At 65.5% G+C, this 19,755-nt stretch carries 15 protein-coding genes; 11 read left to right on the top strand and 4 right to left on the bottom strand.

The window, feature by feature from the left end; all coding sequences use genetic code 11:
* The first annotated feature begins 159 nt into the window (after window positions 1–159).
* From KIG99_RS05160 to KIG99_RS05150, 3 genes are all read left to right on the top strand, one after another.
* A complete protein-coding gene (locus KIG99_RS05160) occupies window positions 160–2,028 on the top strand; it encodes a methanol/ethanol family PQQ-dependent dehydrogenase (protein WP_226459166.1) in 1,869 nt (622 codons plus the stop codon).
* A gap of 193 nt (window positions 2,029–2,221) precedes the next feature.
* On the top strand, window positions 2,222–2,722 hold the full coding sequence (locus tag KIG99_RS05155; protein WP_226459165.1) for a pentapeptide repeat-containing protein: 501 nt from the start codon (window positions 2,222–2,224) through the stop codon (window positions 2,720–2,722).
* A gap of 5 nt (window positions 2,723–2,727) precedes the next feature.
* The gene (locus tag KIG99_RS05150) at window positions 2,728–3,189 is read left to right on the top strand and encodes a c-type cytochrome (RefSeq protein WP_226459164.1); all 462 of its coding nucleotides are present in this window, start codon (window positions 2,728–2,730) and stop codon (window positions 3,187–3,189) included.
* A gap of 75 nt (window positions 3,190–3,264) precedes the next feature.
* Here the strand turns inward: KIG99_RS05150 and KIG99_RS05145 are convergent, their stop codons facing one another.
* The 3 genes from KIG99_RS05145 to KIG99_RS05135 all read right to left on the bottom strand — a co-directional run bounded on the left by KIG99_RS05145 (window position 3,265) and on the right by KIG99_RS05135 (window position 6,877).
* Window positions 3,265–4,527 carry a type II toxin-antitoxin system HipA family toxin gene (locus KIG99_RS05145; RefSeq protein WP_226459163.1) on the bottom strand — a complete coding sequence of 421 codons (1,263 nt, stop codon included), beginning with the start codon at window positions 4,525–4,527 and terminating at the stop codon, window positions 3,265–3,267.
* Window positions 4,508–4,846 (bottom strand): helix-turn-helix domain-containing protein, encoded by a 339-nt coding sequence (locus KIG99_RS05140; protein ID WP_226459162.1) that lies wholly within the window; start codon window positions 4,844–4,846, stop codon window positions 4,508–4,510. Before KIG99_RS05140 ends, KIG99_RS05145 begins: the two co-directional genes overlap by 20 nt.
* A 246-nt stretch (window positions 4,847–5,092) precedes the next feature.
* Window positions 5,093–6,877, bottom strand: a complete 1,785-nt coding sequence (locus KIG99_RS05135) for a PQQ-dependent methanol/ethanol family dehydrogenase (RefSeq protein WP_264180395.1) — start codon at window positions 6,875–6,877, stop codon at window positions 5,093–5,095.
* A gap of 415 nt (window positions 6,878–7,292) precedes the next feature.
* Here KIG99_RS05135 and KIG99_RS05130 point away from each other — a divergent pair, with 415 nt between their 5' ends.
* Genes KIG99_RS05130 through KIG99_RS05100 form a run of 7 tightly spaced genes read left to right on the top strand, consistent with a single transcriptional unit; the run spans window position 7,293 to window position 15,004 of the window.
* Complete coding sequence (locus KIG99_RS05130; RefSeq protein ID WP_226459161.1) at window positions 7,293–8,072, top strand: quinoprotein dehydrogenase-associated SoxYZ-like carrier; 780 nt, start codon at window positions 7,293–7,295, stop codon at window positions 8,070–8,072.
* Window positions 8,069–9,007, top strand: coding sequence for a quinoprotein relay system zinc metallohydrolase 1 (locus KIG99_RS05125; RefSeq protein WP_226459160.1), 939 nt, complete (start codon window positions 8,069–8,071; stop codon window positions 9,005–9,007). The genes KIG99_RS05130 and KIG99_RS05125 overlap by 4 nt, the downstream gene beginning before the upstream one ends.
* Window positions 8,997–9,758 (top strand): energy transducer TonB, encoded by a 762-nt coding sequence (locus tag KIG99_RS05120; protein WP_226459159.1) that lies wholly within the window; start codon window positions 8,997–8,999, stop codon window positions 9,756–9,758. Before KIG99_RS05125 ends, KIG99_RS05120 begins: the two co-directional genes overlap by 11 nt.
* The gene (locus KIG99_RS05115) at window positions 9,755–12,058 is read left to right on the top strand and encodes a TonB-dependent receptor (RefSeq protein WP_226459158.1); all 2,304 of its coding nucleotides are present in this window, start codon (window positions 9,755–9,757) and stop codon (window positions 12,056–12,058) included. The genes KIG99_RS05120 and KIG99_RS05115 overlap by 4 nt, the downstream gene beginning before the upstream one ends.
* A gap of 2 nt (window positions 12,059–12,060) precedes the next feature.
* A complete protein-coding gene (locus tag KIG99_RS05110; RefSeq protein ID WP_226459157.1) occupies window positions 12,061–13,425 on the top strand; it encodes a HAMP domain-containing sensor histidine kinase in 1,365 nt (454 codons plus the stop codon).
* Entirely contained in the window at window positions 13,422–14,069 is a 648-nt protein-coding gene (locus KIG99_RS05105) for a response regulator (protein WP_226459156.1), read from the top strand. Before KIG99_RS05110 ends, KIG99_RS05105 begins: the two co-directional genes overlap by 4 nt.
* A 2-nt stretch (window positions 14,070–14,071) precedes the next feature.
* Window positions 14,072–15,004, top strand: a complete 933-nt coding sequence (locus KIG99_RS05100; RefSeq protein WP_226459155.1) for an alpha/beta fold hydrolase — start codon at window positions 14,072–14,074, stop codon at window positions 15,002–15,004.
* A gap of 244 nt (window positions 15,005–15,248) precedes the next feature.
* On the opposite strand, the gene KIG99_RS05095 is transcribed toward KIG99_RS05100, so the two are convergent.
* The gene (locus tag KIG99_RS05095) at window positions 15,249–17,246 is read right to left on the bottom strand and encodes a sigma-54-dependent Fis family transcriptional regulator (RefSeq protein ID WP_226459154.1); all 1,998 of its coding nucleotides are present in this window, start codon (window positions 17,244–17,246) and stop codon (window positions 15,249–15,251) included.
* A 356-nt stretch (window positions 17,247–17,602) separates the two neighbouring features.
* Between KIG99_RS05095 and KIG99_RS05090 the strand changes: the two genes are divergently transcribed.
* Window positions 17,603–19,750 (top strand): hydantoinase/oxoprolinase family protein, encoded by a 2,148-nt coding sequence (locus KIG99_RS05090; protein ID WP_226459153.1) that lies wholly within the window; start codon window positions 17,603–17,605, stop codon window positions 19,748–19,750.
* Window positions 19,751–19,755 lie beyond the last annotated feature (5 nt).

The following is a 19,755-nucleotide window of genomic DNA, read 5'->3' as shown; positions in this document are numbered from 1 at the left end:
CGGCGGCCCGGATGACCGGGAAGATTTCCCGGTTTGCCGGTGAGCTTCTCCCGAGACGGGCGGCCCACGCCGGATGAATACTCGGCTCGCCTGCTGCCCAAGCCAGGCCGGCCCGACCGACGGGGACGCAAGAAAATCATCCAGGAGACAAAGGAAAACATGAAACCGAACCGCTTCAACCCCCGCCCGACCCTGCTCGCCGCACTGCTCGCCGCCTGCTTCTGCGCCCCGGCCCAGGCCGGCAAGACGGTGAGCTGGGAAGACATCCTCAATGACGACAAGACGACCGGCGACGTGCTGTCCTACGGCCTCGGCCTCAAGGCGCAGCGCTTCAGCCCGCTGAGCAAGGTCAATACCAAGAACGTCGAGCACCTGGTGCCGGCCTGGAGTTTCTCCTTCGGCGGCGAAAAGCAGCGTGGCCAGGAAGCGCAGGCGCTGGTGCATGACGGCGTGATCTACGTCACCGCATCGTATTCGCGCATTTTCGCGATCGATGCGCGCAGCGGCAAACGCCTCTGGGAATATGAAGCCCGCCTGCCCGACGACATCCGTCCGTGCTGCGACGTGGTCAACCGCGGCGCCGCCATCTACGGCAACAAGATCTACTTCGGCACGCTCGACGCGGCCATCGTCGCGCTCGACAAGGACACCGGCAAGGTCGCCTGGCGCAAGAAGTTCGGCGACCACAAGGTCGGCTACACGATGACCGGCGCGCCCTTCGTGGTCAAGGACGAAAAGAGCGGCAAGGTGCTGCTGGTGCACGGTTCGTCAGGCGACGAATTCGGCGTCGTCGGCTGGCTGTTCGCACGCGATCCGGATACCGGCGAGGAAGTCTGGGCGCGACCGATGGTCGAAGGCCACATGGGCCGCCTGAACGGCAAGGAATCGACTCCGACCGGCGACAAGGACGCGCCGTCCTGGCCGCGCGACAAGGAGGGCAAGCTCGTCGACGCCTGGAATCACGGCGGCGGCGCGCCCTGGCAGACGGCCAGCTACGACGTCGAAAAGAACATGGTGGTGATCGGCGCCGGCAACCCGGCCCCGTGGAACACCTGGCACCGCACCAAGGAAGGCGACGATCCGCGTAACTGGGACAGCCTGTTCACCTCCGGCCAGGCCTATGTCGATGCCAGTACCGGCGAGTTGAAGGGCTTCTTCCAGCATACCCCGAACGATGCCTGGGACTTCTCCGGCAACAACTCGGTCGTCCTCTTCGAATACAAGGATCCGAAGACCGGCAAGCCGGTCAAGGCCTCGGCGCACGCCGACCGCAACGGCTTCTTCTTCGTCACCGACCGCGAGAAACTGACCAGCGGTGCCGGCTACCCGAACAAGCCGACGGCGCTGATCGGTGCCTGGCCCTTCGTCGAAGGCATTACCTGGGCTTCCGGTTTCGATCTCAAGACCGGCCGGCCGATCGAGAAGGGCAACCGGCCGCCGCTGCCGAAGGAAGGCTCAGAAAAGGGCGACTCGGTGTTCGTCTCGCCGCCTTTCCTGGGCGGTACCAACTGGATGCCGATGAGCTACAGCCCGCAGACCGAGCTGTTCTACATTCCCGCCAACCACTGGGCGATGGACTACTGGACTGAAAAGCTGACCTACAAGGCCGGTTCGGCCTACCTTGGCCAGGGTTTCCGCATCAAGAAGCTGTTCGACGACCACGTCGGCACGCTGCGCGCGCTGGACCCGAAGACCGGCAAGATCGCCTGGGAGCACAAGGAGAAATTCCCGCTCTGGGCCGGCACCATGACCACCGCCGGCGGCCTCGTGTTCACCGGCACCTCGGACGGCTACGTCAAGGCCTTCGATGCCAAGAACGGCAAGGAACTGTGGAAGTTCCAGACCGGCTCCGGCGTGGTTTCGGTGCCGATTACCTGGGAAATGGACGGCGAGCAGTTCATCGGCATCCAGTCCGGTTACGGCGGCGCCGTGCCGCTCTGGGGGGGCGACCTGGCCGACTTGACCAAGCAGGTGACGCAGGGCGGATCGATGTGGGTCTTCAAGCTGCCTAAATCGCTCAAGCGCTAGCACGGCGCAGTCTTCCGGCCCAAGCAGCTGCCGTCTCCCTGCGGCAGTTGGCGATGGCCGCCGGCACCGGCATGGGGTGTCGGCGGTCGGGTCGGGGGCCTGGCCGGCAATGGATGATTCTGCAATGACACTGCGTTCCCTGATTTTTGCCCTTTTTTTCGTGTCGACCGCTAGCTTGGCCGCCGAGCCCTTTATGCCGACAGTCATTAACGGTTGCGGCATCTGGCCGCATGCCCGTTGTGCCGGTGCCGACCTGCGCCACGCCAACCTGGCTGGCAAGAACCTGGCCGGGGCCGACCTGCGCGGTGCGCAACTGGCGCGTGCCGATCTGCGCGGCGCCAACCTGGCCGGTGCCAATCTCGACGGCGCCGACCTGACGGCGGCCCGTCTCAACAAGGTCAGCGCGCCGACCGCAACCTTTCGCGGCGCCCGCCTGGTCGGTGCCGATCTCGAATTCGCCCGCCTTTTCCGGACCGATTTCTCCAATGCCGACCTGAGCGGTGCCAACCTCGAGGCGGCCAAGGCCAATTTCGCCTGGTTCATCGGCGCCCGCCTGGTCGACACCAACCTGCAGGAAAGCAAGTTCTACACGGTCAACTTCCAGGGGGCCGACCTTTCCGGCAGCTACCGCCGCTACACGGTATTCCAGGATGCCGATTTCACAGGCTGCCGCGCCTGTCCGACCGACTGGTGAGACCCATGCGCAAACTTTTTTCCCTGTTCTGTGCGGTACTGTTCAGTGCCGCCGTCCATGCCAACGAAGTCGCCGTCGCCCCCGATGTCGCGCCGGACGGCCTGGCGCCGCTCGGCGAAACCTGGCTCGAAGCCAATCCCTACCGCGGCCAGCCGGCCGCCGTCAGTATCGGGCGGGCGGCCTACAACCAGGCCTGCGCCCGTTGCCACGGCGCCGATGCGGCGACCAATGCGGCACCGGCCCCCGATCTGCGCCAGATCAACCGCTACTGCCGGCGGATCGACGACGCCGAACTGAACGCCGCCTGCATGCGCGACAACGACGCCTGGTTCGCCAAGTCGGTGCGCTACGGCAAGGTCATCGTCGGCGTCACCCACATGCCGCCCTGGCAAGGCGTGCTCAAACAGGAACTGGCCTGGGCCATCCAGACCTTCATCGAGGCGCAGGCGAGCCGGGGGCGCGAGTGAGCGCTAGCGGTCGACAAGAAAAAACAGGCAAAAATGAGGCAAATCCGCCTTCTTGCAGCTTGCTATTCGTCCCCTTCAGTAAGCGAACTTGCCGGCGCCGATGATTTCCTTTTGCCGCTCAAAACAGCTTTGCAGGCGTTTGCGCAGCGTATCCGGCACCTCGTTCAGCTTTGCGTACAGCCACCACTGGCCGTAAACGATGCCGGCCATTTCCTTGATCAGCGCGCAGGCCTGATCGGCCGAAAGATCGAAATGCGCCGCCGATTGGACCGCCAGCGCCAGACTCGATTCCTGCGTTGTGCCATCGATCGACAGCATCTGGTAGCCGAGATTGGTCAGTTGCGGGACGACGTCGAAGGCCGGCGACAGAACGTATCGGTCTTGTCCCGCCCAAAGCATGCCGTGGTTTTTCAGATGGTCATCGCTGTTGTCGATCAGCAGGTTGAAGAGCATGCGGCGAAACAGCTCCTTCAAGTCGGCGCCCGGCCGCAAGCTGAGCCGGCGGATGACGCGGGCGAACTCGACGTAGCTGCCGGCGCTCGACTCATAGGGAATGTCGAGCAGGGCGCTGGCCGAAAGGTAGTGCAGGCGCTGCTGCGCATCCTCGCCAAAACGGTCGAAGCGCCGTGAAAGAAAGGCCGTTTCGCCGCGCCCGACCGGCAGGGTCATGAACTGCGGTACCTGGATGCCGCAGTGCGTGGCGAGACCGAGGGCGGTGGCTTCGAGCGTCTGAATGTCGAGTGGATCGCCGGCAGCAGGAAACTTGGCCAGCCACAAGGCATGCTCGTGCGTAAGCGACGCCTTGGGGCGGGCGCCGCCCAGGCTGCCGCCGCGCAGCAGCAGGCGCTTGAGCGGCGGCGGGATTTCCATGTCGTATTGCAAGCGGCGGACCGCATCGGCCAGTTGCGCCAGTTCGTGGTGCGGCAGTTCGGCTGGCGGCGGCATCTCCCGGCTTGCGGAAAAAACCATGGCGCCGATACGATCCTCGTTGGTCAGCAACAGTTGTTCGCGCTCGCTCGGCAGGCGGCCACCCAGTTCATTGGCGAGTACGCGTAGCCCCCAGGCGTCGGGCAAGGCGTCCTTGATGCTCAGCGGCAAGGCGCCACCGTCGCGCAGCAGACGCGCCGGCAGGCGGAAAGTGTCGCGTTGCAAAGGCAGGTGCAGCGGATTCAGGGCCAGCGCAGAGGGGCGTTCGAGGTAGCCCAGGCCGTAAGCCAGATGGCCGCTTTCCTGCAGGTTGTTGCGTTCGAGTTTGAGCAGGGCAGCCGTCGTTGGTGACTCTTCCCCCGGCAGGTAAAGACCGACGTACAGCGTGCTTTCAGAAATCCCGTTCGTCATTGCCGATTCCTTTGCTGGTCGGGCGTGCCCGTTGGCTACGCTTGTTGCCGAGCATGCCGATGTCGAGCGGGCTGAGTTGCTCGATGTCTTCATGGCGACCGAACAGCCACAGGGCATGCGCCAGCAACCCCAGGCTGACCGTCGGCTTGCCGCCTTCCAGCGCGCGATAGGTGGTCGGCGAGCAGAGCAGGCGCTCGGCCGCCTGTTCCAGCGTCATGTTCCCGGCAAGACGCCTGGCGCGCAGGCGCAAGCCGAGGTTTTTCAACATCGCAAGCGCTTCGGGCGGCAGGGCGTTGATACTGTTTGTCGAGCGCGGCATGGTTAATAAACTGGCGATTAAGTTGTTTAGTAGTCAGTCTATCAGCTATGTTGGGTTTGTGTACCTGCTTTCCACCATCCCATCTCCGGTCAGCCGGGTTTGCGGCGCGTAGCGAAAACAGCGGCTCCATGCGTGCGAGTGAGCGCTGGCGGTCGACGCCCCGCCAGCACGCAAAAACGGCGTACCCGCTTGCGCCGGTACGCCGTTGCCGGCGGGGGCTGTTGCCCCCGCGTCAGGTGGCAAAACTCAGTTCTTGTGCAGCTTGAACACCCAAACCGAACCGCCCTGTTCGAGGAAGTTCACGCGCTTGGCGACGTCGCCGCCCCAGAGCGGCACGGCGCCGCCCCAGCCGGTGGTGACGGCGATCATCTGCACGCCGTCCTGTTCCCAGCTGATCGGCGGGGCAACGATGCCGGTGCCGGTCTGGAAGGACCACAGTTCCTGGCCGGTCTTGGCATCGAGCGCCTTCAGGTAGCCTTCCGGCGTACCGTAGAAGACCAGGCCGCCGGCCGTGGTCAGCACGCCGCCCCAGAGCGGCGCGTAGTTCTTGTTTTCCCAGACGATCTTGCCGGTCGCCGGGTCCATGGCGCGCAGCACGCCGATGTAGTCGTCGTGGATGGCCTTGATCGTGAAGCCGGCACCGAGGTAGGCGGCGCCCTTCTTGTAGGCAACCGGTTCATTCCAGATGTCCATCGACCACTCGTTGGCCGGCACGTAGAAGAGGCCGGTCTGCGGGCTGTAGGCCATCTGCTGCTGGTTCTTGCCGCCGAGGAAGGACGGGGCCGAGAAGACGACCTTGCCCTTCTTGCCATCGGCTTCGTCCGCCGGGTTGCCCGGACGGCCTTCCTCGATGTAGTTCGGACGGCCGGTTTCCAGGTTGAAGCCGGTGGCCCAGGTGATCTTCCTGACGAAGGGATGGGCGCCGAGCAGCTTGCCGTTGGTCCGGTCGTTGACGAAGAAGAAGCCGTTGCGGTCGGCCTTGGCGCCGGCCTTGACGATCTTGCCGGTCTTCGGGTCCTTGAAGTCGAAGGAGACGAACTCGTTCACCCCGTCAAAGTCCCAGCCGTCGTGCGGCGTGCCCTGGAAGTGCCAGACGATCTTGCCGGTGTCGGCATCGATCGCCACGGTCGAGGACGAGAACAGGTTGTCGCCGGGGCGCAGGTGGCTGTTCCACGGCGCCGGGTTGCCGGTACCGGCGAAGATCAGGTTGGTTTCCGGATCGTAGGTGGCGCCGTTCCAGGTGGCGGCGCCGCCGGTCTTCCACAGGTCGCCTTCCCAGGTCGCGTTGGTGGTGCCGGAAATGCCGTTCTCGAGCTTGTTGCCGTCCTTGTCCCAGGCGTAGCCCATGTGACCTTCGACGGTCGGGCGCGTCCACAGCAGCTTGCCGGTTAGCGGGTCGCGCGCGTCGATGCGGCCGACGACGCCGAACTCGCCACCGGAAACGCCGGTGATCAGCTTGCCCTTGGCGACGATAGGCGCGGCGGTGGCCGAGTAGCCGGCGGCGTAATCGCCGAGCTTTTCCTTCCAGACGACCTTGCCGGTGTTCTGGTTGAGGGCGACCAGTTGCGCGTCGAGCGTCGCGAAATAGACGAGGTCGCCGTACAGCGCGGCACCGCGGTTGATCACGTCGCAGCAGGGCATGATGCCGTCGGGCAGGCGATGCTCGTACTTCCACAATTTCTTGCCGGTCTTGACGTCGACCGCAAACAGGCGGCTGTACGACGCGGTGACGAACATCTTGCCGTTATGGACGACCGGCTGCGACTCCTGGCCGCGCTGCTTCTCGCCGCCGAAGGACATCGACCAGGCCGGGACCAGGTTCTTGACCGTCTTGGTATTGATCTGCGTGGACGGGCTGAAGCGCTGGCCCTGGGTGCCGAGGCCGAAGCTGACGACATCGCCGGTGGTCTTGGCGTCGTTCACGATGTCAGCATCGGTCACCGTGGCCAGGGCCGGGCTGCCGGCGATCGCCAGCGAGGCGGCCAGGGCCAGGGCAAGGTTGCGCTGCCGTGGGGATTTGCAAATGTGCATGGATTGTCTCCTTGATTATTCATAGGCGCCTGACGACCGCCCTGAGGCAGCGTTCGGCATGACCTGCCGGCGAATGCCTTCCCTTTCCCTGGAACGATTCGCTGACTGAAGGCCCGGATTGCAAGGCGCGTGCCATTGCCCGGCGCACGCCTTGCCGTGCCTGCTGTAACGGCGTTTTGGCCTATTTTTCGTGGTTGACCGTGGCGCGCTGTGCGGAGCAGGGCGAGTGCTGCAAATGAGGGCAACTGTTCCAAACTTGCGCAATCGGGGGCGCAGCGGTCGACCGCCGGAAAAGCCGATAAATCGTTTTCGCCCCGGCTGGCGGCCCGTCGCGCCTTCCCTTTACTGATTGGCACGCCGCTTGCAGACATTCCTGCCATAGAGACCCGCAAGGGCGAGAAGGAGCGAGACAGGCATGGCACAGATCAATTACCCCCTGAGTGTGGCGGCACTGGCGCTGGCGGCGCTGATGTCGCCGGCCGACGCGGCGGCCTTGCGCGAGCAGGGCGACCCGCTCGCCTCGGCGCGCTGGGAAGACATGCGGCGCAGCTTCCTCGCCGACGCGCCGGTGCTGTTCGATCCGCGGATCAAGGTGATCGCCCCGTCCACCGCCGAAAACCCCATGCAGGTGCCGGTCACCGTCGATGCGACCGGTCTGCCCGGCGTTGTCGAGGTAGTCGTCTTCGCCGACTTCAATCCGATTGTCGAAGTGCTGCGCTTCTACCCGGATAGCGCCGCCGCGCTGCTCGGCTTTCGCGTCAAGCTGCAGCAATCGACGCCGGTCCGCGCCGCGGCCCGCACGGCCGACGGCGTCTGGCATGTCGGCGGCACCTGGGTGAATACCGTCGGCGGCGGCTGCACCGCGCCGGCTGCCGGCAAGGCGGCGCCCGACTGGCAGGCCAGCCTCAACCAGGTGAGCGGCCGGCAATGGTCGGAAGGCCCCAATGCCAGCCGCCTGCGCCTGCGCATCGTGCACCCGATGGACACCGGCCTGGTCGCCGGCACGCCGGCCTTCCATCTGGAAGAAATCGAGTTCCGCGACGAAGCCGGGCGCCGCCTGATGCGCCTGCGCACCTTCGAGCCGGTCGCCGAAAACCCGGTATTCACGCTGCAACCGGGCATCGTCGGGCAAACCGTGATCAGCGCCGGACGCGATAACAACGGCAACCGTTTCGAAGCGCGCATCGCCCCATGAAACGCCTCCTCGCCGCCCTCCTGATCCTTGCCGTGGCGCCCGCCGGCGCCGCCGGCTACGACTACGCGCTCAAGGTGCAGGCGGTGGCGCCCGACGTCTACGCCTTCATCGGCCGCACCGAGGATTTCGATACGCTCAACGGCGGCAATATCGTCAATACCGGCTTCATCGTCGGGCCGGCTGGCGTCGTCGTCATCGATACCGGCCCCTCGCTGCGCTACGGCCGCCAGATGCGCCAGGCGATTGCCGCCGTCACGCCGCTGCCGCCCGTCTTCGCCATCAACACGCACCATCACCCCGACCATTTCCTTGGCAACCAGGCCTTTGCCGACCTGCCGCTCGCCGCTTTGCCGGCCACCGCTCAGGGCATCGCCGCCGACGGCAACGCCTTCGCCGAGAACCTGTTCCGCCTGAGCGGCGACTGGCTGCGCGGCACCGAGGTCGTCGTGCCGACGCGCAGCCTGAGCGCCGGCCCGCTCGCCGTCGCCGGCCGCCGCCTGCGCCTGATCGCGCTGACCGGCCACACCGGCGCAGACCTCGCGGTCTACGACGAAAAAAGCGGCGTTTTGTTCGCCGGCGACCTGGTCTTCAACGGCCGCGCCCCGACCACGCCGCATGCCGACGTCGCGCACTGGCTGCAGGCACTCGACCAACTCGAAGCCCTGACCCGCGAACCCGGCTTCGTCGCGCTGGTCCCCGGCCATGGCGCGGTGGCGCGCGATGCGGCGCCGATCCGCCAGACGCGCGCCTGGCTTAATTGGCTGCAAGCCGCCATGCGCGATGCCGCGGCCGCCGGCCTCGACATGAACGAAGTGCTGGCCCGACCGCTGCCCGCCGAATTTGCCGGCATGGCGCAGGGCGTCAGCGAATACCGGCGTTCGGTTGGGCATCTTTTCCCGGCCGCCGAAATCGAGGCCCTGCCGCATGCGCACTGAGGCGCTTTCCTTGCCGCAAGGCTTTGCCCCCGGTTTTGAGCATTTCCCGGCGGTCGACCGTAAATTGCTGGCCATTTTGCTCGCCTCGCTCGCCCTGCACGCCGGCCTGCTCGCCTGGACGCAGGCGCCGCGCCGGCCGCTGGCATTCGAGTTGCCACCCATCGTCGCCAGCTTGCGGCCCATGGCCGTCACCCCATCCGGAGCCGCGCCCGGCGCGCTCCCCCAAGAGGTCCGGCAGCCTGCGCCGCGCCCGCAGCCGAAGGCGGCTGCGCGCGTCCTGGCGGCTGCCGGGCCGGCCGATTCGGTGCGCGTGCCTGCACCGCCTGTCACGCCGGCCGTTGTTCCCGCCGCAGCCGTTGCTCCTGCTGCACCTGCTGCCGCCAGCGCCCGGCCCGCTGCAGAAAATGCCGTTTTGCCGGCGTCGACCGCTGCGGCCGGACCGTTGCAGGCCGATCTGCTCGCCGCCTACCGTCGCCAGCTCGCCGAACTGTTCGCGCGCCACCAGGAATATCCGCGCGTCGCCGCCCTGCGCGGCTGGGAGGGCGAGGTCCGCCTGCGCTTGACCGTGGCGCGCAAGGGCAATCTGCTGCATATCGAAGTCGAGCGTTCGAGCGGCTACGGCATTCTCGATCAGCACGCCCTGGCCATGGTCGGCGAGCTGTCGGGCCTGCCGGCCCTGCCGGCGGCGCTGGAGGGCAACGAGATCCAGGTGCTGGTCCCGGTCAATTACAAGCTCAAAAAAACAACATGAGACAAATCCCCAAACGCGCCCTCGGCCTTGCCCTGGCCGCCGCCTTCGGCCCGGCCCTGGCCGCCGAAAACCTGATCGAAACCGCGACCGTCGAGGTGATCGGCAACTCGCCGCTGGCCGGCCTCGGCATTCCGCGCTGGCAGGTGCCGGCCAATGTGCAGTCGGTCGGCAGCCGTCAGCTTGAAGAGCAGGAAAGCCTCAACCTGCCCGAATTCATGGCGCGCCAGTTGCCCAGCGTTAACGTGAACGAGATCCAGGGCAATCCCTTTCAGGTCGATCTCAATTACCGCGGTTTCACCGCCTCGCCGCTGCTCGGCACGGCGCAGGGCCTGTCGGTCTATGTCGACGGCGTGCGCGTCAACGAGCCCTTCGGCGACACGGTGAACTGGGAATTGCTGCCGCATTCGGCGATTGCCGGCATGGAGCTGATGCCCGGCTCGAACCCGCTGTTCGGCCTGAACACGCTGGGCGGCGCGCTCTCCATCCGCACCAAGAGCGGCTTCAGCCAGCCCGGCAGCAAGATGGAATTGTCCGGCGGCAGCTTCGGACGCAGCAATCTCGAACTCGAACACGGCGGCAACGACGGCACGCTGGGCTGGTATGTCGGTGGCGACTGGTTCCGCGAGGACGGCTGGCGCGATCATTCGAAATCGGATGCGAAAAACCTGTTCGCCAAGCTTTCCTTGCGCGGTGCCGCCGGCGAGGCCGACCTCAGCCTGAGCCGCGCCCTGACCCGGATGACCGGCAACGGTCTGTTGCCCGAATCGATGTGGGCCGAACGCCGTGCCCAGGTGTTCACGCACCCGGATCGCACGCGCAACGACCTGACCCAGCTCGTGCTCTCCGGCCGCCTCTGGCTGAGCGACACGCAGAGCCTGTCGGGCAATGTCTATGTCCGCCACAACCAGACGCGCACCTTGAACGGCGACGTCAACGACGAGTTCGAGGACGGCGCCTTCGACGGCGTCTCCAACCAGGAATCCGGTGCCTACAACCGCACCCATACCCGCCAGTTTGGCAGCGGCGGCGCCGTGCAGTGGAACCTGAGCAGCGAGCGGCAGCAATTGACCCTCGGCGTCTCCTACGACCATGCCCGCATGCGTTTCCAGCAGACGCAGGAACTCGGCATCATCGACGCGACGCGCGATGTCTCCGACCTGGCGCCGGCCAGCGAAGAGAACCGCCTGCGCGGCATGACGCGCACCGCCAGCCTGTTCGCCACCGACACCATCCGCTTGCAGCCCGATCTGCACCTGACCGCCTCGCTGCGCTACAACCAGAGCCGGGTCACGACGCAGGACGAACTCAACCCGGTGGCGCCCAATCTCGACGGCAACCATTCCTACCGCAGCCTCAACCCGGCGCTCGGCATCAGCTGGCAGGCGGCGACGGCGCTCAACACCTACGCCGGCTTCAGCCAGGGCAACCGCATCCCGACGCCGATCGAACTCGGCTGTGCCGACCCGGCCAATCCGTGCACCCTGCCCAATTCGATGGCGGCCGATCCCTATCTCAAGCAGGTCATCGCGCGCACCGTCGAAGCCGGGCTGCGCGGCCGCCTGGCCGGCAATATCGAGTGGAATGCCGGCGTCTACCGTACTGTCTCGTCGAACGACATCCTCTTCGTCGGCACCTCGACCAGCGCCGGCTATTTCACCAATTTCGGCAAGACGCAGCGCCAGGGCCTGGAACTCGGCATCAACGGCCGCCGGCGCAGCGTCGACTGGTTTGCCAATTACAGCTGGCTGCACGCCACCTTCCAGTCCGCCGCCTGCATCCTGGCCGCCAACAACAGCACGCGCGGCACGGCGCCGGAATGCACGGGCGGCGGCCAGGACGACGAGATTTACGTGAAAAAGGGTGATCGCCTGCCCGGTTTGCCGGCGCACAGCCTGAAAATCGGCCTTTCCTGGCAGTCGACCGACTGGCTGCGCGTCGGCGGCGACATCCAGGCCTTTTCCAGCCAGTACGCGCGCGGCAACGAAAACAACCAGCACCAGGCCGGCACGTACACCGACAGCCTCGGCACGACGCGCACCTACGAAGGCGCCGGCAAGATTCCCGGCTACGCCATCCTCAACCTCAATGCCGAAGTGCGCCTGGGCAGCGGCTGGCAGCTGTTTGCCAAGGTCAACAACGTCTTCGACAAGCGCTATGCGACGGCCGGGGCGCTCGCCGAGAACCCGTTTGCCGGCGGCGCCTTCCAGATCGATTCGGCCAACTGGCGGCGCGAAACCTTCGTCGCGCCGGGCGCGCCGCGCGCCGCCTGGCTCGGCCTGCGCGTCGCCTTCGGGAGCTGAACATGCGTCGCCTGCATCCGGCCAGTCTGCACACCCGCATCAGCCTCGTCCTGACCGGCTTTGCCGCCAGCCTGCTGCTGGTGCTGGCCGGCCTCTGGCTGCACGGCGCACGCGAGGCGATCCACGAAGAAGTCGAAGCCGCCAACCGCGTTTCGTTGCAATGGCTGACCGCGCTAACTGCCGAAATGCAGGGCGTCCCGGCGGCCGAACTGGAGGCGCGCGTGCTCGGCATGGTCCGTCCGCTCGGCCGCATCCGCGCCAACGCGCTGGAAGTTTTTGCTGCCGACGGCCGGCGTCTCTACAAATCGCCGCCGCCGACCTACAAGGCCGGACGCAGCGTGCCGGCGGCGTTTGCCGCCTTGCTTGAGCCCGAGCTGGCACCGCGTCAACTAGCCGTCGGCGAACTGCAACTGCTGCTGACGCCGGATGCCTCGCGCTCCCTGATCGACGCCTGGGACGACCTGCTGGCGATGAGCGGCTGGGCGCTGTTGCTGCTCGGCCTGCTCTTCTTCGCGACGCGGCGCGCCCTCGACCGTGCCCTGCGCCCGCTGGCGCAGGTCATGCAGGCGCTCGAGCGGACCGGCGCCGGACGTTTCGACACCCGCCTGCCGGTCTTCGCGACGCCCGAACTCGGCCGCCTGTCGCGCGCCTTCAACGGCATGGCCGACCGGCTGGCGGCAGCGGTCGACAGCAATGTCCGCCTCGAAACCGAGCGCGAAGTCGGCGAACGCCTGCAGGCCCGGCTCGATGAAGAACGCCGCGCCATCGCGCGCGAACTGCATGACGAACTGGCGCAAGGCATCACTGCCGTGCGCGCCCTGGCCGGCGCCATCGTCCAGCGCAGCGCCGAACAGCCGGCGCTGCACGCGCCGGCGCAGGGCATCGTTGCGGTGACCGGCGAGATGCAGGAAGGCGTGCGCGGCATCCTGCACCGCCTGCGCCCGCCGGCCAGCGGCAGCCTGGCGGCGCGTCTCGAACGCAGCCTGCTCGCCTGGCAACTGCAGCATGAAGAAATCGAACTGCGCAGCAGTGTCGCACAGGGTGATGGCGCGCTTGGCGAGGTCGTCGAACAGACCGTGCTGCGCATCGTCCAGGAAGGCCTGACCAATGTCGCCCGGCATGCCGGCGCCAGTCGCGTCGAACTCGACATCCGGCGCCAGGGCGATGTCCTGCAGATCGTCCTGCGTGACAACGGCCGTGGCCGCGGCAGCCGCTCGGCCCAGGCCGGCAGCGGTCTCGGCTTGACCGGCATGGCCGAGCGCATCGCGTTGCTCGGCGGTCAACTAAACCTGAATAACCGGGCCGCGGGCGGCTTCGCCCTCGAAGCCTGCCTGCCGCTCTCGCTTTCCCTGGAGGAAATCGCATGAACCCCGCACTCAAGGGCGTCCGCGTCCTGCTCGCCGACGATCACGCGATCGTCCGTCTCGGCTTTCGCCTGCTACTCGAAGGTGCCGGCGCCGAGGTCGTCGCCGAATGCGCCGATGGTGAGTCGGCGCTGCGCAGCTTTGCCGAAGTACAGCCCGACCTCGTCGTCATGGATGTCTCGATGCCCGGCATCGGCGGCCTTGCCGCGCTCGAACGCCTGCTCGCCTGGGAGGCGAAGGCGCAGGTGCTGATGCTCTCGGCGCATCACGACGACATCGTGCCGGTGCGCGCGCTGCGCCTCGGGGCGCGCGGCTACCTGTGCAAGCGCGCCGAACCGGCGGAATTCCTGCGCGCCGTCGGCCAGGTCGCCGGCGGCCGCCGCTACCTCGATCCGGCCCTGGCACAGACCGTCGCGCTGGCCCAGCTTGTCGGTTCCGACAACCCGGTCGACACGCTGACCGAGAAAGAGCTGGCAGTGTTCATGAAGCTCGCCGAGGGGCGCTCGGTGAACGATGTCGCCGCCAGCTTCTGTCTCAGTCCGAGCACGATCGGCACGCACCTTTATCACATCAAGCAGAAGCTCAATGTCAGCAACGCCAGCGAACTGACCCTGGTCGCCATGCGCAACGGTCTGCTTGAGGCTTGAGCTTGAACACGCAGCTTGCCGCCCGCCAGACACGCTGCGCTCGCCAGATGGCGGTCGGTGATGGTCATGTTGTCTACGTCGAGGAGTGTGCCGCGGTCGACGGCCTGCCGGTGCTGTTTTTGCCGGGCGGCCCGGGCACCGGCTGCGCGCCGCAACTGAGCCAGCTTTTCGACCCGCAACGCTTTCACGCCATCCTGCCCGATCCGCGCGGCTGCGGCCATAGCCAGCCGCGCGGCGCACTGCAGGCGAACACCACGCCCGACCTGGTCGCCGATCTCGACTACGTGCGCGAGGCGCTCGGCCTGCCGGCCTGGATCGTCTTCGGCGGCGGCTGGGGCAGCCTGCTCGCGCTGGCCTATGCCGAACTCTACCCGGAGCGGGTGCAGGGCCTCGTCCTGCAAGGCGTCTTCCTCGGTTCGCGCAGCGAGATCGCCGCCTACGTCCAGGGCAGCAACGATCCGCGACCTGCCGGCTGGGCCACCTTCGCCGCCGCCATGCCGGCCGCCGAGCAGGACGACCTGCTCGCCGCCTACGCCCGCCGCATCCTCGGCCCCGACCCGCTGGCCGCAGCCGCGGCGGTGCGCGCCTGGCTCGATTACGAAAGGGCACAGCACGGCGCGCCGCCGCTCGCCGCGCCACCCGACGCCGCGCAAATCGCCCAGGCCCGCGTCCGCCTGCATTACCTGCTGCACGACTGTTTCATCGCGCCCGGCCGCCTGCTGGACGGGATTGACCGCATCCGCCACATTCCGGCCGCCATCGTGCACGGCACCGCCGACCCGGTTTGCTCCCCCAACATCGCCCGTACGCTCTACCGCGCCTGGCCGGAAGCTACCTGGCTACCGGTCGCCGGCGCCGGCCACGGCTACTCCCCTCCAATCACCCGCGCCTGCAGCAAGGCCCTGGGCTGGGTCGCGGAGTACGCGGCGGGCTAGGGAAAAACGGCGATTTTGCATGGTTGACCGCTGGGGGAGCGGCCGATGGCATATGCAATGAAAAATGGCCGGTTCTGGTTGCAGACCGGTCATATGTATTTTGCGTGGGGGAGCGTGCCCGCTCTTGGTGTCCGGCCAAACAGGCTTCGAATCCTTGGGCGGAGCCCGACCTGAGGTCGAACCGCGCTCATTGGCTGTCAGGCAGATCCTTGTGCGAAGCGCACCCTTGAGTGACCGAAAACATCTACGACAACGTTGGTGGTCCAGCGGTCAGTGCCTCACGCATGGCTGCCAATTTGACGTAGAGCGTGCTGCGCGAAATCCCCAGTGTCCTTGCTGCCATCGAAAGGTTGCCGTGGCAGTTGGCAATTGCCGCATTGATTGCCGTGCGTTCCATTTCAGCCAGGCGGCCGGCTGCCATCGCCGGCAATATCTCACCATGGGCCAGCACCGCATCGACTGTCGCACCTGCAATATGCGATGGGAGCAGGCTGCTGTCGATACGATTTTCATCGCTTAGCGCAAACATGGCCTCGAAGACATTCTGCAGTTCGCGGATATTTCCCGGCCAGCGATAGCGCAGCAGATGATGCAGGACTTCCGGGGCCAGGCTCTTCGGCGGGCAGCCGTATTTGCGGGCCAGGCGCTGGTTGAGGTAGTCGATGATCGCTTCGGTATCCTCGGGGCGCTCGCGCAAGGGCGGCAGGTGCAGGCTGACGACGCAGAGCCGGTGGAAAAGGTCTTCACGGAAGCGGCCGGTGCTGGAATCCCTTTGCAGGTCGCGATTGGTTGCGGCAACGATGCGCACCGCCACTTTGCGTTCCTTGGTGTCGCCCAGCCGGACGACCACGCCATCCTGCAGCACACGCAAGAGGTGAGGCTGCATGTCGAGCGGCATTTCGCCGATTTCATCGAGAAAAAGAGTACCGCCATCGGCCTGTTCGAACTTGCCGGGCAGCCCGCCACGGCGGGCGCCGGTAAAGGCGCCTTCGCTGTAACCGAACAATTCGCTGGCCAGTAGCTCGCGGGTCAGGGCGCCGCAATTGACAGCGATGAAAGGCCCTTCCGGTTTGCTGCTCGCCTTGTGGATGGCGCGGGCGAAAATCTCCTTGCCGGCGCCGGTTTCACCGAGCAACAAGACGGGCAGATCAAGTGGTGCAATTTTTCTGGCCCGGATTTTTGCTGCCGAAATGGCATGGCTGGTGCCGATGATTTCGGCGAAGACTGCGTCTGTCGCTTTGCTGGGCAGAGAGGGGATGTTGATCGTTTGTCGAGTCGGTGTGCCGATGGGGATGACCAGCAATGTGCCGAGATCGCCATCGCGGGAACGCACCGGATGTAACCATTCCGGGCGTAGCCAGCGCGGCGTCTGCAGGATGCGCTCATCGGGGTGGATGGCGAAATCCAGGGCCGGTAGCTGACTGCCAACCTCGAAAGGCAGGCGCACTCCGTACATCTCGCGGGCCTGTTGCATGCTGCCGCTGGTTTTGACGATACGACCGCGCTGGTCGAACAGTACGACGCAATCGTTGCCATAGCGGCTGAAGCCATCGACGGCGTGCTCGAGCAGGTGGCCATGCAATTCGGCATCGCGCCGGGCAAGTACACCTTCGATCTGCTTGGCGGCTGAAATGACCAGTCCCAGCGTGTGGCCATGGAAGGTTTCCTTGACGCCGGAGACGTCGACGACGCCGAGCAGGTTCCTGCCCAGCGGGTCAAGGATGGGGGCGGCGGCACAGGTCCAGTGCTTGACGTCGATGCAGTAGTGCTCGCTGGCGTAGATTTGCACTGGTTGATGCGTGGCAATGGTTGTGCCAATGGCATTGGTGCCGATCAGGTCTTCGCTCCAGCAACCGCCGGGGGCCAGGTTGATTTGCTCGCCTGCATCGCGGGCGCGGGTTTCGCCATTGAGGTCGAGAATGGTCCCGCTCGGGTCGCTGAGCATGATCAGCGTGCCTGACTCGCGCAGGATTTCGCGCAGGGTTTCGAGCACGGGCTTGGCCGCCTCGTATAGATCATGGGAGCGCGCCCGCAACAGGTGAATCTTGTCGCCATTGGCGGTCGGGGCGCTGCCGATGCCTGGATCGACGGCCTCCGAACGGCTGCGCCGCCAAGAGTCGAGGACCACATTGCGGACGCCGACACCAGGCAATGGCCGGTTCTCGAGGAATCGTTCCCATGAACTGGCGACAGCCGACTCGTCACCGATTCGCGGAATAAGAAGATTGCTGTTGGGGGTCACATTGGGCTCGTGGCGGGCTTCGGGTTATTCACAGTAAAACAACAAATTAACTTAATCGTAATCGTAGCAGACGCTGCTGTTCAGGTCAATAAAGTCCTTGTGCATCAATGGCTTGTGCGCTGCAATAAAAAACTTGCGAACTGTCCGGAATCCGGACAGTTCGAAATTGGCGTCGTTATTCAGGACGTTTTTTGCTTTTTCATCGGACAGTTGCTGTTTTTCGAAAGTTTTCTCCAAGCCGATGATTCGTCAACGGAATTTTGTGAGTCGCCAGTTTTTTTGCGGCCTGGCCCGGGCCTTGCCATTAAGTCGGCGTGGGATCACTCACCACGACACACCAATGACAGGAGACAAACATGGAAACTCAGCAGTCAAACGTACAGGTGATGGGAATCGATGCCGGCGGCACGATGACCGATACCTTCTTTGTCCGGGCCGACGGTCGTTTCGTCGTCGGCAAGGCACAAAGCAATCCCGGCGACGAATCGCTCGCCATCTACAACTCTTCGGTCGATGCGCTCGAACACTGGGGGCGCAAGGTTGATGACGTCTATCCGGAACTGGCCACCTGCGTCTATTCCGGCACGGCCATGCTCAACCGCATCCTGATGCGCAAGGGGCTCGATGTCGGCCTGATCTGCAACAAGGGCTTCGAGCAGATCCACTCGATGGGTCGGGCGCTGCAAAGCTACCTGGGCTACGCCCTGGAAGATCGCATCCACCTCAACACCCACCGTTACGACGAGCCGCTGGTGCCGGTTTCCCGCACCCGCGGCGTTACCGAGCGCACCGACGTGCAAGGCAAGATCGTCATTCCGCTGCGTGAGGAAGAAGTGCGTCAGGCCGTGCGCGAACTGGTTGATGCCGGCTCCCAGGCCATCGTTATCTGCCTGCTGCAATCGCACAAGAATGAACTCAGCGAGCAGCGCGCCCGCGATGTGGCCAAGGATGAACTGAACAAGCTCAAGTCCGACATCCCGGTCTTCGCCTCGGTGGACTACTACCCGTCGCGCAAGGAAAGCCACCGCATGAATACGACCATTCTCGAAGCCTATGGCGCCGAACCGTCGCGCCAGACGCTGAAGAAGGTCAGCGACCGCTTCAAGAAGCATGGTGCCAAGTTCGACCTGCGCGTCATGGCCACGCACGGCGGCACGATCAGCTGGAAGGCCAAGGAACTGGCCCGCACCATCGTTTCCGGCCCGATCGGCGGCGTCATCGGCTCGAAGCTGCTGGGTGAATACCTCGGCGACGAGAACATCGCCTGCTCCGACATCGGCGGCACCAGCTTCGACGTGGCGCTGATCACCAAGGGCAATTTCGCCATCAAGTCCGACCCGGACATGGCACGCCTGGTCCTCTCCCTGCCGCTCGTCGCCATGGACTCCGTTGGCGCCGGCGCCGGCAGCTTCGTGCGCCTCGATCCGTACAGCAAGTCGATCAAGCTCGGTCCGGACAGCGCCGGTTACCGCGTCGGCACCTGCTGGCCGGAAAGCGGCCTGGATACCGTGTCGGTCTCCGACTGCCACGTCGTGCTCGGCTACCTGAACCCCGAGAATTTCCTCGGCGGCGCCATCAAGCTCGATGTGCAACGCGCCCGTGACCACATCAAGGCGCAGATTGCCGATCCGCTCGGCCTGTCGGTGGAAGATGCGGCGGCCGGCGTCATCGAACTGCTCGACCTGACGCTGTCCGAGTACCTGCGCGCCAACATCAGCGCCAAGGGCTACAACCCGGCTGAATTCACCTGCTTCTCCTACGGTGGTGCCGGTCCGGTCCACACCTACGGCTATACCGAAGGTGTCGGCTTCAAGGACGTCGTGGTGCCGGCCTGGGCGGCAGGCTTCTCGGCTTTTGGTTGCGCCTGTGCCGACTTCGAGTATCGCTACGACAAATCGGTCGACCTCGGTGTCGCCCAGTTTGCCAGCGACGAGCAAAAGGCCGCCGCTTGCGCGACCCTGCAGGAAGCCTGGGGCGAGTTGGCGGTCAAGGTCATCGACGAGTTCGTCATCAATGGCTACAAGCCGGAAGACGTGCTGTTGATCCCGGGTTACAAGATGCAGTACATGGGGCAGCTCAACGACCTCGAAATCGTTTCGCCGGTGACCAGCGCGGCCACCGCCGCTGACTGGCAGCAGATCATCGAGTCCTTCGAAAATACCTATGGCCGCGTTTACGCCAACTCGGCGCGCTCGCCGGAACTGGGCTTCTCGGTCACCGGCGCCATCCTGCGCGGCATGGTCGTGACCCAGAAGCCGGTGCTGCCGGAAGATCCGGATGCCGGCCCGACGCCGCCCAAGGAAGCCTATCTCGGCACGCGGCCGTTCTACCGCCACAAGAAGTGGGTCGAGGCGGCGCTGTGGAAGATGGAGTCGCTGAAGGCCGGCAACCACATCACCGGTCCCGCCATCATCGAATCCGACGCGACGACCTTCGTCGTTCCGGACGGCTTCGAAACCACGATCGACAAGCATCGCCTGTTCCATCTCAAAGAAGTCAAGTGAGGAGA

Origin of the sequence: Quatrionicoccus australiensis (assembly GCF_020510425.1) — a bacterium.
Lineage (GTDB): Bacteria > Pseudomonadota > Gammaproteobacteria > Burkholderiales > Rhodocyclaceae > Azonexus > Azonexus australiensis_A.
The sequence above is the reverse complement of the archived record's forward strand: the minus strand, read 5'-3'. Positions and strand labels throughout refer to the sequence as shown.